The sequence below is a fragment of the Aquidulcibacter sp. genome (assembly GCF_020253525.1).
In the GTDB taxonomy this organism is placed as follows: Bacteria; Pseudomonadota; Alphaproteobacteria; order Caulobacterales; family Aquidulcibacteraceae; genus Aquidulcibacter.
Map to the genome: position 1 here is coordinate 1 of NZ_JADCBK010000049.1, position 19,677 is coordinate 19,677.

15 protein-coding genes are annotated in these 19,677 nt (G+C 54.1%); 11 read left to right on the plus strand and 4 right to left on the minus strand.

The window, feature by feature from the left end:
• Positions 1–118: 118 nt before the first annotated feature.
• The 7 genes from IOB61_RS06525 (at position 119) to IOB61_RS06555 (ending at position 7,896) form a co-directional block, all read left to right on the plus strand.
• The gene (locus IOB61_RS06525) at positions 119–1,486 is read left to right on the plus strand and encodes an MFS transporter (RefSeq protein ID WP_290813946.1); all 1,368 of its coding nucleotides are present in this window, start codon (positions 119–121) and stop codon (positions 1,484–1,486) included.
• A 163-nt stretch (positions 1,487–1,649) separates the two neighbouring features.
• Complete coding sequence (locus IOB61_RS06530) at positions 1,650–2,921, plus strand: cation:proton antiporter (protein WP_290813949.1); 1,272 nt, start codon at positions 1,650–1,652, stop codon at positions 2,919–2,921.
• A 161-nt stretch (positions 2,922–3,082) separates the two neighbouring features.
• The gene (locus tag IOB61_RS06535; RefSeq protein ID WP_290813952.1) at positions 3,083–4,174 is read left to right on the plus strand and encodes an ionic transporter y4hA; all 1,092 of its coding nucleotides are present in this window, start codon (positions 3,083–3,085) and stop codon (positions 4,172–4,174) included.
• A 61-nt stretch (positions 4,175–4,235) separates the two neighbouring features.
• Positions 4,236–5,300 (plus strand): radical SAM/SPASM domain-containing protein, encoded by a 1,065-nt coding sequence (locus tag IOB61_RS06540; protein WP_290813955.1) that lies wholly within the window; start codon positions 4,236–4,238, stop codon positions 5,298–5,300.
• A gap of 71 nt (positions 5,301–5,371) precedes the next feature.
• A complete protein-coding gene (locus IOB61_RS06545; protein ID WP_290813957.1) occupies positions 5,372–6,196 on the plus strand; it encodes an SDR family oxidoreductase in 825 nt (274 codons plus the stop codon).
• Entirely contained in the window at positions 6,171–6,776 is a 606-nt protein-coding gene (locus tag IOB61_RS06550; RefSeq protein WP_290813960.1) for a TetR/AcrR family transcriptional regulator, read from the plus strand. Before IOB61_RS06545 ends, IOB61_RS06550 begins: the two co-directional genes overlap by 26 nt.
• A 295-nt stretch (positions 6,777–7,071) precedes the next feature.
• Complete coding sequence (locus tag IOB61_RS06555; RefSeq protein ID WP_290813963.1) at positions 7,072–7,896, plus strand: flagellin; 825 nt, start codon at positions 7,072–7,074, stop codon at positions 7,894–7,896.
• 55 nt (positions 7,897–7,951) lie between these two features.
• Here IOB61_RS06555 and IOB61_RS06560 read toward each other — a convergent pair whose 3' ends face one another.
• The 4 genes from IOB61_RS06560 to IOB61_RS06575 all read right to left on the minus strand — a co-directional run bounded on the left by IOB61_RS06560 (position 7,952) and on the right by IOB61_RS06575 (position 14,715).
• On the minus strand, positions 7,952–8,743 hold the full coding sequence (locus tag IOB61_RS06560; RefSeq protein WP_290813966.1) for a class III extradiol ring-cleavage dioxygenase: 792 nt from the start codon (positions 8,741–8,743) through the stop codon (positions 7,952–7,954).
• Between the two features lie 93 nt (positions 8,744–8,836).
• On the minus strand, positions 8,837–10,180 hold the full coding sequence (locus IOB61_RS06565; protein WP_290813969.1) for a hypothetical protein: 1,344 nt from the start codon (positions 10,178–10,180) through the stop codon (positions 8,837–8,839).
• A 40-nt stretch (positions 10,181–10,220) separates the two neighbouring features.
• The gene (locus tag IOB61_RS06570) at positions 10,221–13,295 is read right to left on the minus strand and encodes a TonB-dependent receptor (protein WP_290813972.1); all 3,075 of its coding nucleotides are present in this window, start codon (positions 13,293–13,295) and stop codon (positions 10,221–10,223) included.
• Positions 13,296–13,389: 94 nt separating this feature from the next.
• Entirely contained in the window at positions 13,390–14,715 is a 1,326-nt protein-coding gene (locus IOB61_RS06575; RefSeq protein ID WP_290813975.1) for a dicarboxylate/amino acid:cation symporter, read from the minus strand.
• Between the two features lie 233 nt (positions 14,716–14,948).
• Between IOB61_RS06575 and IOB61_RS06580 the strand changes: the two genes are divergently transcribed.
• The 4 genes from IOB61_RS06580 to IOB61_RS06595 all read left to right on the plus strand — a co-directional run bounded on the left by IOB61_RS06580 (position 14,949) and on the right by IOB61_RS06595 (position 19,660).
• Positions 14,949–16,631, plus strand: coding sequence for an ATP-binding protein (locus tag IOB61_RS06580; protein WP_290813978.1), 1,683 nt, complete (start codon positions 14,949–14,951; stop codon positions 16,629–16,631).
• Positions 16,628–17,986 (plus strand): sigma-54 dependent transcriptional regulator, encoded by a 1,359-nt coding sequence (locus IOB61_RS06585; protein WP_290813981.1) that lies wholly within the window; start codon positions 16,628–16,630, stop codon positions 17,984–17,986. Before IOB61_RS06580 ends, IOB61_RS06585 begins: the two co-directional genes overlap by 4 nt.
• A gap of 102 nt (positions 17,987–18,088) precedes the next feature.
• Positions 18,089–19,447 (plus strand): cellulase family glycosylhydrolase, encoded by a 1,359-nt coding sequence (locus tag IOB61_RS06590; RefSeq protein ID WP_290813984.1) that lies wholly within the window; start codon positions 18,089–18,091, stop codon positions 19,445–19,447.
• Positions 19,448–19,489: 42 nt separating this feature from the next.
• Positions 19,490–19,660 carry a hypothetical protein gene (locus IOB61_RS06595; protein ID WP_290813987.1) on the plus strand — a complete coding sequence of 57 codons (171 nt, stop codon included), beginning with the start codon at positions 19,490–19,492 and terminating at the stop codon, positions 19,658–19,660.
• Positions 19,661–19,677: the final 17 nt, after the last annotated feature.

Here is a 19,677-nt window from a genome sequence, read left to right on the forward strand (position 1 = left end):
AGCTTCTACGGGCCGCCCAAGACCGTGACTTTGAGCCTGTCGGCCAAGTTCTAAACTCCCAAGCCCTTGGTGCCTCCGACGAAAGCCGGAGGCACTTTGTTTTTCGATGGAGGTGACCATGAAGCTCGCTCAGGCCAATGATCCTAGCCCTGCCTACCGCTCGCTTGTTCTGACCTTATTGGTCACCGTTTACACCTTCAACTTCCTCGACCGACAGATCATTGGCATCTTGTCGATCCCGATCCAACAAGAGCTGGGGCTGAGTGATACGCAATTAGGCCTTATGCGGGGACTTTCTTTCGCGCTCTTCTACGCCACTTTGGGCGTTCCAATTGCGCTCTTGGCTGACCGATTCAACCGCACGTGGATCATGACCATCGCGCTGACCCTGTGGAGCGCGATGACAGCCGTATGCGGCTTAGCCCAAAACTTCTGGCAATTGTTTGTCGCACGTTTGCTAGTAGGCGTCGGGGAGGCCGGGGGTGTTGCGCCGGCTTATTCTTTGCTGTCGGACTATTATCCGCCTGACAAACGGGGGCGTGCCATGGCGGCCTATTCATTTGGTATTCCAATTGGTTCGGCGGTTGGCATTATCTTCGGCGGCGTGATTGCTACTGTGCTCGACTGGCGATGGGCATTCATCATTGTTGGTCTGATGGGCGTGGCATTCGCGCCCATTTTCAAGAGCCTCGTAAAGGAGCCCGTGCGAGGCCGATACGACCCACCTGGGTCTAAGGTCGCCCCCGCAAAGCTAAGCGAAGTGATGTCTGTCTTGATCAGAAAGCCAAGTTTTTGGACCCTTTCCCTTGGCGCTGCTTCCTCCTCCATGATGGGCTATGGCTTGTTTGCCTGGTTGCCAGCCTTTTTTGTGCGCTCATGGGGGCCTGAACTTGGTCAAGCTATGGCGTGGCTGCCTAATTGGATGGTTCCGCAAGGTGCTGGGCCCCTTCTCTACGCCGGCTATTTCTATGGGACGATTGTGCTGGTTGGCGGTTTAATGGGCATCTGGCTTGGCGGGCAATTGGGCGACCGCTTTGGTGCCAAGAACAAAGGTGCCTATGCTCTTGTGCCCGCCATCGCCTTTGTCGCAACAACACCATTTTTCGCGATTGGCATTTTGTCGGATGCCATTTGGGTTTCATTCTTCGTCCTTTTGATCCCAACTGCGTTGGGACTTGCTTGGTTAGGCCCAGTTCTGGCGGCGTTTCAAGGAATTGTACCACCCAACATGCGGGCCACGGCTTCGGCCCTTTTTCTCTTGATCAATAATTTGGTTGGGATTGGGTTGGGTGACTTGCTCTTAGGGGCGATGTCCGATGGATTGGCGGCCCGCTTTGGCGAAGAATCCTTGCGCTATTCGATTTTGTGTGGGACCAGCTTCTATCTCATAGCCGCCGCTCTCCTGTTTGCGTCATCTAGATTAGTAGAGCGCGACTGGATTTATGAAGATAAGGACCTCGGCAAACAAACCAACGCAGCAACATAGAGAGCCCTTTAAACGGTTTAGCTTTATCGTGCCTGTCCTCACTGAAACTTGAGTGTGACAGCGTGTTCGGGATCGCTAACGGATGCCGACACGACCTTGTGCGGATTAGCTTCCTCTGTCAGTAGCTTTGCGTGACTTTGAAAGCTTGGAGTTCGATGCCCTTATGACACCCCAAGAACTTAGCATTGTGTTTTTCGCCCAATTGGCTGTGATCTTGGTCGCGTGCCGGGTGGTAGGATGGCTTGGCAAGCGATTTCTGGGGCAGCCACAAGTCGTCGGGGAAATGATCGCAGGGGTTTGCCTCGGACCATCCCTATTCGGTCTGCTTGCCCCGGAGTTGCAGAGCTTTATCTTTCCCAAGGAATCTCAACCAATCCTCTTTGTCGGGGCGCAGTTGGCCGTTGGCCTCTATATGTTTATTGTTGGCCTCACGTTCGATACGTCCCATTTTGTATCGCGAGCCAAGAGCGCGGCGGCCGTTTCGATTTCAGGAATCGCCGTTCCCTTTGTTTGTGCCTTCCTGATTACGCCTTGGCTCCTTCAAACGCCTGGGCTGTTCCACGACAAGCTTGCAACCTGGGAAGCCCAACTCTTCATGGGCGCTTGTATTGCGATCACTGCTTTCCCCATGTTGGCGCGGATTATCCATGAAAAGGGCTTGAGCAAATCATCTTTGGGCACTTTGGCGTTATCGGCTGGGGCGATTGACGATGCCGGGGCTTGGTGCGTGCTCGCCATTGTGCTGGCCAGTTTTGGCGGCGGGCCTATGGTAGCTATCGTCGCGATTGGGGGTGCCTTCACCTTTGCCATCTTTATGGGCCTATTTGGCCGAAAGTTGACCGCACCCTTGGCCACGATGATGGAGCGCGACGGTGGCATCAGCGAAATCAGTCTGGCTTATGTTCTGATCGCATTTGCTCTATGCGCCTTTGCCATGGATATCGCTGGCATACATGCTGTGTTTGGCGGCTTTGTCTTGGGCGCGGTAATGCCAAAGGGTAAATTCTCTGAAACGCTGCGCGAGAAATTAGAGCCTGTCACCGCCGTTTTATTATTGCCGCTTTTCTTCACTTACTCAGGCCTGCACACCCAATTAACGTTGGTGAATACGTGGAACCTATTCTTCATTGCTTTAGTGATCTTGGCTGTTTCCATCGCCGCTAAGGGATTGGCTTGCTATGCCGCAGCCCGGCTAACAGGGGAAGACAATCGAACCGCCATGGGTATTGGCGCTCTTATGAATGCCCGTGGCTTGATGGAATTGATCATCCTAAATATCGGTTTGCAACGCGGAATTATTGAGCCTGCCCTTTTCTCGATCATGGTAGTGATGGCGATTGTGACGACACTCATGGCTGGGCCCCTGTTCGAATTGGTTTACGGCCGTCACGCGCGCGCAACAGGGCTACTACCCGAGATGAATAAGCAGACTTAGGAGCACGCGGGCCTATCCATGGGGAAACTCGAGAGAGGCTTTCGCTGAACACCAGATACCATGCAGTCGATCACGGCTTTGTGTGTTTGGCTTGGCAGACGCACGAGAAGCGTTGGTGCAAAGTCTAAGCTGTTGATTGTTGCGCCTAGTATGGACCCTCCATGATCAAGACCCTCTCTTTCATTCCAAAATGGACGCTTCTGGCACCTGTGGCGGGCTGGGCCTTGTTTGCCGCCTACATGACTATAGCGTCTCCCTATGTGCTGGTTGCTTTGGGGCTATCCTTATTTGCGTGTGTACTCGCGGCGGTGCACCATGCTGAAGTAATCGCCCATAAAGTGGGTGAGCCATTTGGTACATTTCTATTTGCGGTCGCCGTTACCATCATTGAAGTTGGACTCATCGTTTCCATTAAACTCGCCGGAGGCGAAGGCACAGAAGGGCTGGCGCGTGACACAGTCATGGCCGCCATTATGATCATCCTCAATGGCGTGATCGGCCTATGTCTTCTCTTGGGTGGTCTCCGCCACGGCGAACAAGCCTATATGCAAACCGGAGTAAGTGCCGCATTAGCAACGCTAGCAGCGCTTTCCATTATCACCCTCGTTTTGCCCAATTATGTGACGACAATCCCTGGCCCATTATTCGCGCCAGCCCAACTTGCGTTTGTAGGTACTGTCTCACTGGTGCTTTATGCAACCTTTGTCTTAGTTCAAACTATTCGGCACCGAGAATACTTCCTGCCCGACGAGCTAGAGCCAAGTACCACTGAGCCAACCCAAGCGCCGCTGCCCTCGGATCGGCTCACGATGATTAGTGGTCTATTCTTGTTGGTTTCCCTGGTGGCAGTTGTGTGGATCGCAAAGACATTGGCACCTACCGTTGAAGGCTTGGTTGCGCTTGCCGGTGCCCCAAAAGCTATTGTGGGTGTGATCATCGCGGGCCTCGTCCTATTACCCGAAGGAATAGCAGCGGTACGAGCTGCCCGCGCCAATCGCCTCCAGACCAGCCTCAACCTCGCGTTGGGCTCGGCTCTTGCGACAATTGGCTTGACGATTCCCGTGGTTGCAGGACTTGCGCTGATTTTTGATTGGAATTTGGCCTTGGGCCTCAACCCAACAAATACGGTCCTATTGCTGCTGACTTTGTTGGTGTCGACTTTATCGCTTTCGACCGGGCGAACGACGGTCATGCAAGGTGCCTTGCATCTTGTGCTGTTTGCGGTCTTCTTGTTCATGCTGATCGTCCCTTAGGCAAGGGCAAGAAAGAGGCCCGGCCGCAAAGATTTGGCGCTTCAGTTGGAGGGGGATAGCTTTGGAGGCAATTTATTGGGTTCTAACTTGGGCCTGTCACCGCAAATGTGTCCATTGCTATGATGATCGCTTCAGACCCTATGTGCGGGAGGATTTAAAGCGCGTCGTGTCGGAAGGTCAGTCGGCATATGAAGCTATCCTTGCGAACTTGCCGGACGATTTCACCTATGCTGATCCCAAAGACCCTACGCGTCGCAGGCAAGGCCTATTGGTGCTCGCAGGTGGCGAACTTCTGATCGATGGTGTCCGAGAAGAACTCTTTTATCCAGTCCTTGAAGCCATCCAAAGGCGTTGGGGTGCCCAAGCGCCACACATTTCCATTCAGACCACAGGCGATATCCTCAAGCCTGAGCATATTGAGGCCATGCTGGCGCGGGGCGTTGGAACGATCGCGATTGCCTCGATTGATGATTATCATGTTGGACTTGAGGGCGACAAGAAGTTCAAACTGATGGACAAAATTCGCGCCATGATGACCCAATTTGGTGTCCAAGAAGTTGGTTTGGGTGGGCAGCGCGATCCCAAGCTTAAAACGCCTGCGCCAACGCGGTCTGAACGTGGCCAGGGCCCTTATTTCCTGTTTTTCGGAGCACAGCCTGACCTTTGGATTGGCGAATTATGGCCAAGGGGAAGGGCTTGGGCAAATGGCTTATCCGATGCGACATATGAAACCAATTTCTGTGCGCGCTGGAGTGGCGGCAAAAACTTTCTCAATCACGGACAAGCTGGAAGCGAAGTCGCTATTGAGCCTGATGGATCAATTTATCCGTGCTGCCTGAAGACCAAAGCCCCACTTGGCAATCTGACCGAAGAAAAATTGGTCGACATTCTCGATAGCCTAAAGGGGCACCCTGCTTTTGAAGCCATCAATGCCGGAGATCCAGAAGCTATGGGTTTGTCCTTAGGCTGGAGTCGAGACGATTATCGCGCCGCCTCGGTTCAAACCGATGGCAAGGGCAGAGAAGTTGCCAATGTATGTCTGGGTTGCGATGCCTTTTTTGTGGCGAAGCTAAACCAAGAGATTACCGACATTCGGGCTGCCCGACGTTTGCGCACATGTGTGTGACAGGCTTTACCGCTTGACGCGGTCAGGGCAGCAACCTAGTTAGTAGACACTGTCAACTAACTAGGTGATCCATGTCAGATGAAGCACGTCGGCGGCTTGAACGCTATGGCCCTTGGGCCGTCATTACAGGTGCCTCAGATGGCATTGGCCGGGCTTTTGCCCGTGAACTTGCCCGAGAAGGTTTTCATCTTCTCCTAGTTGCCCGGCGGATGGATGCGTTGTCGAGCTTAGCGATTGAACTAAAGCAAGCCCATGGGATTGAAACGCGGGCGCTATCGGCCGATCTTGCCGATGCCGCAGGCCAAGAAGCCTTGATGAGAGCCACACAAGAATTGGATATTGGCCTATTTATCGCATCTGCTGGCTTTGGTACTTCGGGTCCGTTCTTGAACAATGCCGTGGAAACCGAAATCAATATGCTGGCACTCAATTGTGCGGCACCCCTTGTCGGTACGCATCATTTTGCCAACCGATTTGTTAAACGCGGCAAGGGCGGTATCATCTTATTGAGTTCCTTATTGGGTTTCCAAGGCGTACCCAGACAAGCCCATTATGCGGCTACTAAGGCCTATATTCAGGTTCTGGCTGAAGGCCTTCGGGGGGAGCTGAAGCCATTGGGTGTTGATGTATTGGCAGTGGCACCAGGCCCAGTCAAAACCGGATTTGCTGCCCGGGCTGGACTCACCATGTCAATGTTCGACACCCCAGAAGCAGTTGCTCGGGGGGCCTTATCAAAGCTTGGCCGTGCAACGACCGTTCGTCCAAGTTTCTGGGCAAAGACATTAGAAGCCGCTTTATCCCCCTTGCCTCGAATGGGCCGCACAGCCATCTTGGGGATGGTATCGGCCGGAATGACAAGGCAAAAGGCACATGGGGACGGTGAAGCCGCGGGTTGATGTGCGAGAAGCGGCCCTCGTTGAGGCACGGGCCATCATTGAAGAAAGCGGGCTTGAAGCCTTAAGTCTTCGAGAAGTCGCGCGACGTTTGGGCATTTCGCATCAAGCGCCTTACAAGCATTATCCCAGTCGGGATCATTTACTCGCCGAAGTCATTGCCCGCTGTTATGCAGATTTCGCTGCCTATCTCGACGACAGCACCAAAGGAGAAATGCCGCCAGACGCTTTGCGGAATATGGGGCGCGCATATATGCGTTACGCCCTTGAATCGCCCCTTTCCTATCGGCTCATGTTTGGCGCACAAATGCCCGACCCCGCACAGCACCCCGAGATGCTGGCCAAGGCCCAACATGCATTCCAGCTTTTGCGGTCCGCCCTCGAAGCTTTGCCGCGACCTGGAAGGACAGCTTCGATGCTTGAAGCCGACGCGATGTTTATCTGGTCAACCATTCACGGCCTCGCATCCATTCTGCATACGCGCGCCATCGACTCCCTCCAGCTGACCGATGAAAGCGTTGAGGCGCTGATTGACTCAACCTTGAACAAGATTGGAATGGCCCTAGGCTTACAGCCAAGCTGAGACTATCAAGTAACAATATACTTTATCTCTATACTTCAGGTCCGAGTCTTCTTTATGTATTATCAAACACAAATCCGTGTTTTTTGTTTACATTAGCCAAATTTTTCCATTATCACCTGAATCACACAGATTTGTTATCGAATTAGGCGCCTTATTACTTGTCGTTACTGGCAGTTAGATAAAATTGCTTAGAAATCAAAAAGCAAAATTTTCCCGCAATTTGCAAAATCACGCCGAGTCCGAACGACTTCCATGCCTGAACGGCATGTCATGAGTATAGTTAAGGAGATCAAGAATGATCAGCGTGAATACCAATCAAGGTTCCATGGTCGCCCTTCAGACCTTGAACCGAACCAATCAAGACATGAGCAGGTCGCAAAATGCTATTGCAACGGGCCTGAAAGTGGCTTCGGCGAAGGATAATGGCGCTCTGTTTGCCATTGCCAACAAAATGCGGTCCGACGTAACGGCCTATGATCGGGTACGCGAATCTGCTGACCGTGCTGCCTCCATTCTCGACACTGGCATTGCTGCCGGGGAAAGCATTATGGAGCTGCTCAATGAGATGAAGGGCAAAGCCTTGGCGGCAACCCAAGTCGGTAACTCCGCTTCGGCTCAAGCAGCCTTGAACGCCGACTATATTCAGTTGCGGGACCAAATCACCAGCATTATCGCAAACGCCTCTTTCGACGGGGCGAACATGATTGCTGCAACGCCCAATAATGCGGTCTCGCTAGGGGACGCAGCAGGCGGCAATACCATCACCGTTGCCGGGGCCAGTTTGGCGCTTGGCGGGACCACGATCACCGTCGCAGCCGCTTCTGCAATTGATACAACCGCCAACGCGACAACGGCACTGGGTCAGGTCAATGCGTCGATTGACAACCTCGGTACCCGCCTCGCCACCTGGGGTGCTGGTGCGAAACGCCTTGAAGTACACCGTACCTTCATTGGCAAGCTGCAAGACGCTTTGACCAACGGGATCGGGGCTATTGTCGATGCTGACCTCGCCAAAGAAAGTGCCAGACTGCAGGCGCTTCAAGTCAAACAACAGCTGGGTGTGCAAGCCCTCTCGATTGCAAATAACTCCTCGCAGACGGCCCTCTCGCTGTTCCGCTAACATGACAGGGGTGGGGCTTGTGCCAAAGCGCGCAAGCCCCCTCACCTTTCGGCGATCAAAACCGATAGCCAGACAGAGCGGTTGAGAGAACCTCCTCATTATAAATGCGCTCGCCTTTGCCAGCGCCGCTGCCTGCGGCGACCAATAAGGGTAACAAATGCTCTTCTTGTCGTAATGGATGGGCAAAACGGGCCGATGGGGCTTCAGACCAACGCGAAAGACGCTCTGTACGTTCTGCAGCATCTGATTGAACTGTTTCAGTCAACCAATCATCAAAGGCACGCGCACCAGGTGACGCGCGCGGATCGCCATAGGCGCGCATATTATGAAAGCTCATGCCTGATCCAAGGATCATAACGCCTTCGTCCCGCAACTCAATCAAGGCTTGACCCGCGGCCAGATGCAAAGCCGGATCAAAGCTCTGTTCGACCGACATTTCAACAACGGGAATGTGCGCATCGGGGAAAGCAACCTTCAGCGGAATGAACACACCATGATCCAATTCGCGATCTGGATCGACAAAGGCGTCAATACCCTGTGCGCGCAGTAAACTCGCAGCATGCGCTGCAAGGCTCGGTGCTCCCGGCGCTGGATAAGTCAAGGCATAGGTGTGCGGCGGAAAGCCATAATAATCATACAAGAGTCCCGGCTTTGCAGCGCCCGTAAAGGCAAAGCCCTTGGTTTCCCAATGGGCGGACACGACCAAAATAGCCTTGGGTGCCTCTGGCAAAAGAGCGGGCAGACTTTCCAGAAAGCGCGCCATGCCGGTCCACATACCGGCGGAGTCTTCCATGAAAAAGCAAGGACCTCCGCCATGAGGAATGAAAAAGGCGGGTTGTTTAGACATATAAGGCCTCCAATCTGGCGCAAAGCTTACAGAAGAAGCTTAGGCTTGATAACGCTCCATTTTTGAAACGCACTTGTGACCAGATTAGTTCAATTAACGTCCCTGAAGGGTAGGCGTATAAGGCGCGACGAACAAACAGGGCGCGCCATATTTTTGCGCAAATACGGGGCACGCTGCTTTAATGCTCTCCTGGGTTGGACGCTTTCCCGTCTCAATCCAATTTATCATGGCCGAAAACAGGGTCGGATAAGTTGGCACGCTTAAGCGACTATGTTCGGCTTCGTCGGTAAAGGTTTGCACCAACAGATCACCGCGTCCTGCCTGCTCAACCGTCTGCCGGTAGGCTGCCTCGTGAGAGACATGAGCAACCGGATCATGAATGCCGTGGACGGTGATGACGGGCGCAACAATTAAACCACTCAGATCGCTATCATAGCCGAGTTCAGCCAGAGCAATGGGGTCAGCGGCAAAGCGTTCCACCCCGGCGTTCAAAGCCCGATCATCGTCGGAGCCCGTATAGATTGTGCCTTGATTGGAGAATGGGTTACGTCCATTCAGGCGGCCAATCATGTCTTGAAATGTGTTGGTCGCCCAAGCCAGATTTGGGATAAGTTGCTCTTCTTGGATCGAAAGCACCGAGGTGATGTTGCGCAGGTTGGCTTTTTGTGCCGCTGATCGATGTGCCTCTGGAATTCCAATACCCGTACATTCCCGTACCCGCTCCGCCAATTCGGCCCGCGTCATGGTGGCACCAACAGGCAAGCCCTGCCAGACTGGATATTGGACTTCATTGGGTCTTGGGTGATTGCGGCAATAATATTGATAGACCGCCCGCAAGTCCGATCGCAATCGATAGGCCTTTGTCCCACCTGCCAGAACCCCACTGGTTAGGATAACGCCGTCAAAGTTGCGCTTACCGTCTAGGTCCATGGCATAGAGTTCCGCTGCCTTTGCGGCGACATTTCCGCCCCAAGATTGCCCATGCAGGATGGTGCGCTTGGGCCGTCCAAAATAGCTCCAGGTCAATGTTCGCAGATGATCCATATCTTCCGCTGCCGATCGCACGCCATAGCCACCTCGGCGATAAGTGGTGCCAGCCCACGCATAGCCTTCACGAACCAGGACGTGAAACCGCTCTAAATCCTCAATCGTCTCAGACAATTTCGGTGCGCCAAGGCGGGGCCCACCATGGGCAAACAGGATTAGATTTTGGTTCCAATCCCTTGGCATCGCGATGAAGAACGGCGCACCTGCAGCCGATTTGCCGGTGAAGCATTGGGTTTGGCTTGGCAGAAATGCGGGGCAAGGCGTTGACGCTGGCTGACCCATTGAGGTCTCTTGCGCCAAAGCTGATGTGGGGCAGATGAGACTAAACAGCAAAGTCAAAGCCAGCACGCAACCCGCAACCCGGCCCAGATATTTTGTGTGTCGCCTCATCTCGCCCCGCCTCTTAGTGAATGGCTATCTCAAACATAGCCTAGAATGACTTCGACGTGCTGAAATAGAGGTAACGACCGTACGGGCGATATAAGGAACCCAAATAACCGGTTGAGGCCAAAGGTGGCTGCTCATTGGTCAGATTGCGAACCCCGGCACGGAAGCTGGTATTGGATGCCCAACCCTTTTTCGCTTTGGGTTCAAATTGGAAGTAGAGGTTTGTGGTGAGTTGGGACTCCACCTCCCATGCAACCCCATTGACGTCCAAGAAGCCAGTCTCGTCCACCGCGCTGATATATTGGGTGAACAAGCCGATTTGGAATTCGCCGCGGCTCCAAGTCAAAGAGCCTGAGCCGCGCCACTCTGGGCGACCATTCTTGGCCAGCAAGTCGGAGGATTCGGGCAAGGGCGTTGCCGCATTAATGGTGCCCGCTGCGCGGGCGGCAAACAGAGCATCGACTGCAGGGCCAGGTTCACGTCCAAACTTGGTCAAGTGCGACGCATTCAGGCTGACGCGGAAGCTTCCTGCGGTCTTGGTCTTTAAGCGCCACCGAACACCAAGATCGAGGCCTTCGACTTCTTGCGGTAGCAAATTAACGAACCGATCACTGACCGAGATAATTTGGCCAACCGGCGTAATGCCGGTACCTGCAAACAAAGCAATGTCATCGGCATTCGGGGCAGCCCGCGTCACAAGCGGGTTGGACTTCCCGCCAAGACGGTCGAGATAGTCCTGCACGACGGCGTTTGAGCCGCCAAAGAGGCCCACGATCCGCTCTTGCTCAATCCGCCACTTGTCTGCGGTAAAGGTGAAATTGCCGGCCCAATCTGGCAAGAACTTGGGCTGGAAAACCAAGCCAAAGGACGAGTTTGTGCTTTCTTCTGGCTGCAGATCTGGATTACCCGACAACAGAAGCGAATAGCCAATGCTGCGCGTACAGGCCCCAAAAGTCGTAATCCGGCGGGCACGCAAATCCGCTTCACAACGGATGTAGTCATTGTTTGTCGCCAAGCGGCCATAGGTCTTGGTGTTAGTTTGCTCTAGGTTCGGCGCGCGGAAGCCTTCCGAATAAGAGCCGCGGAAGCGCAGGCTGTCCACAATATCCCAAGCAACAGCAACCTTTGGCTTCACGACGCTGCCAAAGTCACTGTAATTCTCAGCCCGGCCCGCGATCTGAAGGTCAATGCTGCGCACCAGCGGGATATTCATGGATTGCGAAACGATCGGTACCGCAAATTCGACATAAGCCGCCTGCACATTGCGCTTGCCTTTGGTGTCTGGGTTTTGGCTAACGGCAATGACATTGCTCAATTGTGTTGCGCCGGTGACTGAGTCCACAAATGGGTTGGAGCCATCCAAGTTTGCGTCGCGATTATCGCGTTGGGTCTCTGCCCGAACTTCTAAGCCAAAAGCAATACCAACATCGCCGCCCCAAATCGAGAACAGATCGCCCTTGGAGACTTTAAAGTCGGCCATGCTCAAAGTAGTCCGCGACTCGCGGCGCAGTTTGAAGGTGATGGCATCAATGGCGGCTTTAGAGCTTGGTGTACAATCGCCATAGCTTAACTGATCCAAGCAACCGCCATTAAAGGGGTTATAGGCATCAGGTGTCGACAGAGCCAATTGACGTTGAAGGGCGGTTGAATTGACCGCGTCGGACACGTCTTCCGCCTCGGCTTCCGAATAGACAATCGCCGATTCCCAGTTGAAGCCGCGATAAACACCTTTCAGGCCAGCCAAAAGCCGGGCTTGGTAGTTATCCACATTCACGTTCTGATAGCCCGCATCGACGAAGCGATATTGGTTCAGCGTGATGGCAAGGCCGCTGGTTGGCACATTGGTCAGCCCGGGCAAGCGATTGGGGTTGGCTTGGCCATTGGCAAATACGGTTGGGCCAAATGGGTTCCAATAATTGGAAGCCGGAATGGTAAGGGTGTTGAGGTTGATGACAGGTGGCTGGATCCGCGTTGTCGTCGCCTGATAGAAGCCGAGCTCACCAAAGGCGGTCAGATTTTCGCTGATATCAAAATGACCCGTCAGCATCGTATTGATACGCTGGGTGTCGGGCGTGATGGTCGTGCCAGGAGCGGTATCAAAGCGTAGTTCGCGTTGAACTGTATTAAAGGTCAACGCGCCAGAGCCAATGCAGATGCCAGCATTTGTCGTTAAAGTGGCCGAGCAGCCGGCAATGGTGGTTGGCCGGATGCTGAAAGCACCTGCGGCGGTTGTAAGGGCAACCGTGCCTCGACGAATAATCCCAGGACCCGCAACAACCGCCAAATTAGCCCATGGACCTCGTGTGTTTCGGGCGTCGGGCGTTAAGCTGCTGGCAAAATCAGCCTCGTCCACAAAGAAGCTGCGCAGATTGTCGGTCTTGGTGAATTCTTGATCTTCAGCACGCAAGGCGGTGCGGTCAGTATAATCCACAAACAGAGAAATATTGCCACGATCAAAGTCCTTCCCGGCAAAGATGCCAAGGTTGAATTCGCGCAAATTCGTGCCTTCGGCCGCACCATATTGGGCGTCAATCTTCAAGCCATTGAAGTTGCTTTGGGTGACAGTATTGACCACACCGGCGACCGCATCTGCGCCATAGATAGCTGCCGCCCCGTCAAGCAAGACTTCTAATCGTTCCAAACCTGAAACCGGGATCGCGTTGGAATTATAGGTGAGAACCGGCACCGTACCGGTATCGGATGTCCCCTGACTGGTTGGGTGTTGCACAATCCGCCGACCATTGAGCAAGACGAGCGTGTTGCCCACACCCAAAGACCGCAGATTGATCGAATTCACATCACCGCGCGCAGAGTTCGAAGTCTGCGCATTATTGGCTGGGCTTACCAATACGTCGCCCATTTGCGGAATGGTGCGAAGGAGATCATCACCATTGACGGCCCCAGTCGTCTTGATCTCTTCTTGGTTAAATACCGCGACGGGCAAAGCTGCCGTTGTGGACGCACCCCGAATTTGGCTGCCGACCACAATAATGGTCTCAACTTCTTGCGCCGGCTCCGCATTTGGATTTGCAGGAGCTGATGCCGTCTGAGCGTGAGCTAGGCCAGCCAGGCCCCAAACAAGCGCGGTTGTTCCCAATAAGATTTGCGTGGTCTTCATAGCTTTCCTGCCCCTAACGTGTTTTTACTTGGATGTAGCTTCGACCCCATGGGTCCCAAATTTCTGCGTTATGTGATCCTATCTCAATGATCCCCTAGGTTGGATCAGATGATTGTGTGCCCGCCCCTGCGAGGGCTTCGGCCAACATGTCTTTGTCCAAGGCTCCCTCCCAATGCGACACCACAATGGTTGCGACCGCATTGCCCATGAGGTTGGTCAAAGCGCGGCACTCACTCATGAAGCGGTCGATGCCAAGGATCAGCGCCATGCCAGCTACAGGTACACTGGGCACAACCGACAAGGTCGCGGCCAAAATCACAAACCCAGCACCGGTGACGCCGGCTGCCCCTTTGGAACTGATCGCCGCTACGCCAATCAACAAAAGCTGGTCATGCAGGGATAGGTCGATGCCGACAGCTTGGGCGATAAAGGTCGCTGCCAAGGTCATATAGATGTTGGTGCCGTCCAGATTGAAGGAATAGCCCGTGGGCAGGACTATCCCGACCACTTCTTTCCGGCACCCTGCCCGTTCAAGTTTCTCCATCAAAGTCGGCAAGGCCGCTTCCGACGAAGATGTGCCAAGGACGAGCAAGAGTTCTTGCTTGATGTAGCGAACCAGTTGGAAGATGGAGAAGCCAGCCAGCCGTGCGATCAGGCCCAAGACAATGATCACGAACAAAAGCGACGTGACATAGAAAGTCACAATCAGCGAACCGAGACTAACAAGGCTCGCCACACCGAACTTGCCAATCGTGAAGGCCATCGCGCCGAACGCACCAATGGGCGCCAGTTTCATCAGCATATGAACCAGCTTGAAGACAACTTGGTTTGCGGCCTCCAACACATTCAATAGTGGCTGGGCGGGCTCACCCACAGCGGCAATGGCGATCCCGGTCAGAACCGCAATCAACAGGACTTGTAGGATTTCGCCTTCGGCCAAGGCACTGATTGGCGTCTTTGGAATGATGTTCATCACAAAGCCCAAGAGGCTTTGTTCGTGCGCGCGCTCTGTGTAATTCTCAACCAGCTTTCCATCCAATGTCGCGGGATCAATATTCATGCCAGCGCCGGGCTGAACAAGATTTCCAACAACCAATCCAATCGCGAGAGCAAAGGTTGAGACGGCCAGAAAATAGGCCAATGCCTTACCAAAAACGCTGCCAATCTTATTGACATGCGACATGCCGCCCAGGCCCGTCACCACGGTCAGGAAGATCACAGGGGCGATAATCATCTTCACTAAATTGATGAAGGCATCACCAAGAGGCTTTAGGCTCGCGCCAAAGGTCGGGAAAATTGCGCCAATGGCAATGCCAAGGACAACAGCAATCACCACTTGGGTGTAAAGTTGCTGATACCAAGCCACTGGCTTCGTCGCGGTGGCGCTCGGTCCTGTCGCTATCGGTTGGCTGATCGCCACGGCATTTCCCCATCTGTTTATCGAGCGGCTTGTTGCCATTCTTATTGACGGAAATTTAGCCAAAATCTCTGGAGAGGTAAAATTTAAACGGCCAAAAATAAACTAATTTGAATTTATGGGCTTAGCTGTTTTCCCCTGAATAATTGTGCGGTTTATCACACAAGATCATTGCAAAATGTGCGTTTTTCCGCCACCAAAGATCCAAGGGCCAATGTGATTTGGGGCGTGCTAGGATGAACAGACCCGCATCAAGATTCCTCCTGGCAGCGGCGACTATTGCGGGCCTCTTGCTGATTGTGGCGAGCTTTGTGGTCTCCGATACCATCGCGCGCAACCGGGCCTTGGCTGAAGCAGGTCAGCGGGGCAATGTGTCGGCCGAGCTTCTGGCGTCGGCTCTCGAGAGCGAGCATGAGCGGTTTCGTTTAGCGACCCTTGTGTTGGCGCAGGATGCCGATGCGCGTGCCGTCTTAGCCGGCGAGAATGGTCAGCGGCTGGATGCTTTCAATCGGAAGCTTGAAGCCCTTAGTCGCGACATGGGGGCTGCCGCTATCTATCTTCTTGATACCCAAGGCCTGACTTTGGCGTCGAGCAATTGGCAGCGACCAGAGACCTTTGTCGGTCAGAATTATGGTTTCCGATCTTATTTCCGCGAAGCCATGCGCAACGGACATCACGAGCAATTTGCACTGGGCACGGTATCGCGCCGCCCCGGCCTCTATATCGCCCGCCAACTTCAATCCGGTGGCAGACCCATTGGCGTGATTGTCTCGAAAGTTGAATTTGATAATCTGGAAGCCGAGTGGCGCAAGGCAGGTGTGACAGTCTTTGCCACCAATTCCAACGGCGTCATTCTGATTACCAGCAATCGCGACTGGCGGTTCAAGACGGTCCAACCCTTGAGCCAAGCCATCCAAAGCAAAATGCTGCGGGACCTCGATTACGGAACCAATCCGCTGGAAGTCTTACCGCTCTATCAGCAAGGCGAAATAGGTAGACCAGATGCGGCGGACATCACGTCTAAAAAATATGCCGAAGCGGTGAAGCAGCTGACCAATGACTGGCAATTACATGTGTTAACGGCAACCCAGGACAGCATCAGGGCAGCCGTTTTTTCTAGTCGGGTCAGCGTGCTCGCAAGCCTACTCGCTTTGTTTGCGCTTGGACTCGCCATGGTTTATCTGCGCCGCAGTGCCGCCTTTAAAGCAGAGCGCAACCTTGCCATTCAACAGCGCGAGATGAGCGAGCGATTGGTGCAACTCAATAAGCTCGCAGCCCTCGGCCAAATTGCGGCGGGCGTCGGCCATGAGATCAACCAGCCACTGGCTGCGATATCCGCCTATACCAGCAATGCGGTCACCTTTCTTGATCGTGGCCAAACACATGAAGCGCGCGACAACTTAAATCGGGTGATTGGCTTGGCCACGCGCATCGGCACCATCACGGCCGAACTCTTGGGCTTTGCGCGCAAGGCAACCGGAGCCATGACCGCCGTCAGCCTCAGCAACGTGATTGAGGGTGCTCTCCTCTTGCTGCGGGATCGTATCGCAACGCTAAATGCCACTATTCAGCTGCCCAAAGACGATGCCTTGGTGCAGGCCGAGGCTGTCAGACTTGAGCAAGTGCTCGTCAATCTGATGGCCAATGCCTTAGATGCCGGACAGCAGGGCGTTGAGATCAACCTATCGATTGCGCTGGCTAATGGCTTTGTAGAGCTTACCCTTGCTGACAATGGGCCGGGTCTGTCAGCCGAGACACGGGCGAGCCTGTTTCAGCCTTTCTCAACAACCAAGCGCGATGGATTGGGCCTGGGCCTTGTGATTTCGCGCGACATCATGGCCGACTTTGGTGGCGAGCTTATCGCCGCTAACCCCAAGCAAGGGGCCGCCTTTATCATGCGATTGCGGCCAGCCCAATGACGTCCTCGAATCCTGACACCATTCTCCTCATTGATGATGAGGCCGATGTCCTCGCAGCGCATCGCCAAACCCTCGAACTTGCAGGCTTTAATGTCCGCGCCTTTGACTCGGCTGAAGCAGGGCTTTTGGCCTTTTCGGATACTTTTGATGGCGTGATCGTCTGCGATCTTCGGATGCCCGGCATGGATGGCCTTGAGCTTTTTCGCAGGGTCAAGGAAATTGACCCCGAAGTGCCTATCATTCTGGTCTCTGGTCATGCCGACATTGCCACTGCGGTCAATGCCGTGCGCCAAGGTGCTTATGACTTTTTGTCCAAGCCGTTTTTACCCGAACAATTGGTGTTGACTGCCCAGCGCGCGCTTGAACGTCGCGCTCTGACTTTGGAAGTCCGACACCTGCGCGACTTGCGGCAGGATGGTGTCGAAGGCGGTCCGCTTTATGGATCTTCGGGTGCAATCACAGCCTTACGCCGAACGATCGCGCAAGTGGCTGAGATTGATGTCGACGTTCTGATTGAAGGCGAGACAGGCACAGGCAAAAGCCTCGTCGCAGCCATGTTGCACGCACAAAGCAACCGCAGTCGGCGGCAAATGGTGACCATTGACTGTGGGGCCCTGCCAGACGCTTTGCTTGATGAGGAATTGTTTGGCGTCGCCCAAGGGGCTTATCCAGCTGCCTATAAGACCCGCGTTGGCCGGCTTGAATTGGCGCACAAAAGCACGCTCTTCTTAGACGCCATTGATGCGGCCCCCATGAAGGTGCAACAAAAGCTGCATCGGGCCTTAGAAGTGCGCGAAGTCACGCCACTGGGTGCCCATCAGTCACGCCCCTTTGATGCGCGTGTTGTGGCCGCTAGCTCCAGCCAACTGACCGAACGGGTGCAGGAAGGGAGTTTCTTCCCAACCCTGCTCTTCCGCCTCAATAGTCTGACCTTGAAAATACCCCCCTTGCGACAAAGACGCGAAGACATCCCCCTCCTCTACAGTTTGTTCCTAGATCAAGCGGCAAAGCGCTACAGCCGCAAACCGCCTGCCCTAACTCCGGAGGTCTATCGCCATTTAAGAAGCCATGATTGGCCCGGAAATGTGCGAGAGTTACAGAGTTTCGCCGAGCAAAATGTCTTGGGCCTTTGGGATGGTAAGCTTCCCGCATCGCGCGCTGAACAACCCTCCACGACCGATCGGTTGAAAGTGCGTGTGGCAGAGTTTGAGAAGGCCTTTATCGAGCAAACCTTGCAAGAAACAGGCGGCGATATCCAAAAAACCATCGCCTCGTTGGGCCTGCCACGCAAGACCTTTTACGACAAAGTCAAACGCCTCAAGATTTCACTCGCCGACTTCAGGGTAAGAAACTAGGCCGCCCCGCTCACGCACCTGCGCTCCGTCGAGCTAAATTGACAGCGCTGTTTTTATTGCCCATACATTTAGTCCTCACGGGTGATTTGTGGAGAGATCGGTATGGTAAATCGTCGAGAAGTGTCGCTTGGACTGGCCGGGGCAGGCCTGACGCTGGCTGGTCTTTCGGCGGTTGGTTTGGCTGGTTGCAGCCCTTCTTCCAGCGCCAAACAAGATTTCATCACCACCAAGGGCCAACAATTTATCAAAGAGGGCAAGCCCTATTATTATGTCGGGGCCAATCTTTGGTATGCGGCCTATGCCGCCTCCCCCGATCCAGCAATTGGCAATCCCGGTCGACTTGAACGAGAGCTCGATGCGATGGCACAGCTTGGCATCACCAATTTGCGCCTCTTGGCTTCCTCGGAACTTTCCCCCCTCAAAAACTCTCTGAACCCCGCTTTCCAAACCCCGGACGGGGCTTTGAACGAAAGCCTTCTCCAAGGCTTGGACAAGGCGCTTGCACTTCTGGCCGAGCGCGGCATGACAGCCATCCTTTATCTGACCAATTTCTGGGAATGGTCGGGCGGGCTTGGAACCTATGAGGCCTGGACCAATGGGGGCAGCTATATCGACATGAATGATCCGGCCCATCCTTGGCCTGCCTTCCCTGATTTTGTCTCGCAATTTTATGAAAACCAAGCTGCCCTCGCCAAATATGAGGCCTATGTCAGAAGCTTGGTGACACGTACCAATAGTGTTACCAAAAAGGCCTATAAGGATGATCCAACGATCATGTCGTGGCAATTATGCAATGAGCCGCGACCGGGTGGGACAGATGAGATCATTGCCAAACGTTTTAAGGCCTATAAGGGCTGGATCGACCGCTCGGCCGCTTTGATTAAATCGCTCGATCCGAACCATCTGGTCTGTGTTGGACATGAAGGTCCTAAGGGTTGCAATGACGATCTGGCTTTGACCCAAACAGCCCAGGACAGCCCCAACATCGACTATACGACGGCCCATATCTGGCCGCAGAATTGGTCGTGGGCCGACCCTAAGGATTTGGAGGGCAGCTTCCCAACGGTGGCAAAAGAAACCACGGCCTATATTGCCAATTCGGTTACCATCACCAATGCGCTTAAAAAGCCGCTCGTCATCGAAGAATTTGGATTCCCCCGTGATGAAGCCTCTTATGAGGCTGGCACCCCAACAAAATGGCGCGATCAATTTTATGATCTGATCATCAAGTCCTTGCTGGAGAGCCATCAGCGCGGCGGCGAGATTGCCGGCATTAATTTCTGGGCTTGGGGTGGGGAAGGCCGCGCCTTGCACGCCGACTATCGCATGAAGCCGAAAGAAACCGCCTATGTCGGCGATCCGCCGCACGAGCCACAGGGATGGTATTCGGTGTTCGATACCGATGCGTTCACCAAAGCCCTTCTCTTGAATGCGTCACAAAAGATTTCTGCGAGGGCGTGAGAGGTTGGACCTTGTGGGACTGTGCGGCACAAGGTCTGGGACATGGCTGACGCCATCGGGGATGACATAGCTTGTAGTTATTTTGTTCTGGAAGGCTTTGGTGCAGGCTTTGCCTACACCAAAGGCCAACTTCGATTGTTTGTGGGCGATTTGACGGGTCAAGTCCGCTTCGCGCCGCTCCGCGGCAGATTTCCGAAGGAAATCTGGACTTGACGCGACAAATCGCCCGA

What these genes read in the sequence shown, in the direction of transcription:
- IOB61_RS06525 (WP_290813946.1), top strand. Translation starts at nt 119, where the DNA reads ATGAAGCTCGCTCAGGCCAATGATCCTAGCCCTGCCTACCGCTCGCTT.
- IOB61_RS06530 (WP_290813949.1), top strand. Translation starts at nt 1,650, where the DNA reads ATGACACCCCAAGAACTTAGCATTGTGTTTTTCGCCCAATTGGCTGTG.
- IOB61_RS06535 (WP_290813952.1), top strand. Translation starts at nt 3,083, where the DNA reads ATGATCAAGACCCTCTCTTTCATTCCAAAATGGACGCTTCTGGCACCT.
- IOB61_RS06545 (WP_290813957.1), top strand. Translation starts at nt 5,372, where the DNA reads ATGTCAGATGAAGCACGTCGGCGGCTTGAACGCTATGGCCCTTGGGCC.
- IOB61_RS06550 (WP_290813960.1), top strand. Translation starts at nt 6,171, where the DNA reads ATGGGGACGGTGAAGCCGCGGGTTGATGTGCGAGAAGCGGCCCTCGTT.
- IOB61_RS06555 (WP_290813963.1), top strand. Translation starts at nt 7,072, where the DNA reads ATGATCAGCGTGAATACCAATCAAGGTTCCATGGTCGCCCTTCAGACC.
- IOB61_RS06560 (WP_290813966.1), bottom strand. Translation starts at nt 8,743, where the DNA reads ATGTCTAAACAACCCGCCTTTTTCATTCCTCATGGCGGAGGTCCTTGC.
- IOB61_RS06565 (WP_290813969.1), bottom strand. Translation starts at nt 10,180, where the DNA reads ATGAGGCGACACACAAAATATCTGGGCCGGGTTGCGGGTTGCGTGCTG.
- IOB61_RS06570 (WP_290813972.1), bottom strand. Translation starts at nt 13,295, where the DNA reads ATGAAGACCACGCAAATCTTATTGGGAACAACCGCGCTTGTTTGGGGC.
- IOB61_RS06580 (WP_290813978.1), top strand. Translation starts at nt 14,949, where the DNA reads ATGAACAGACCCGCATCAAGATTCCTCCTGGCAGCGGCGACTATTGCG.
- IOB61_RS06585 (WP_290813981.1), top strand. Translation starts at nt 16,628, where the DNA reads ATGACGTCCTCGAATCCTGACACCATTCTCCTCATTGATGATGAGGCC.
- IOB61_RS06590 (WP_290813984.1), top strand. Translation starts at nt 18,089, where the DNA reads ATGGTAAATCGTCGAGAAGTGTCGCTTGGACTGGCCGGGGCAGGCCTG.
- IOB61_RS06595 (WP_290813987.1), top strand. Translation starts at nt 19,490, where the DNA reads ATGGCTGACGCCATCGGGGATGACATAGCTTGTAGTTATTTTGTTCTG.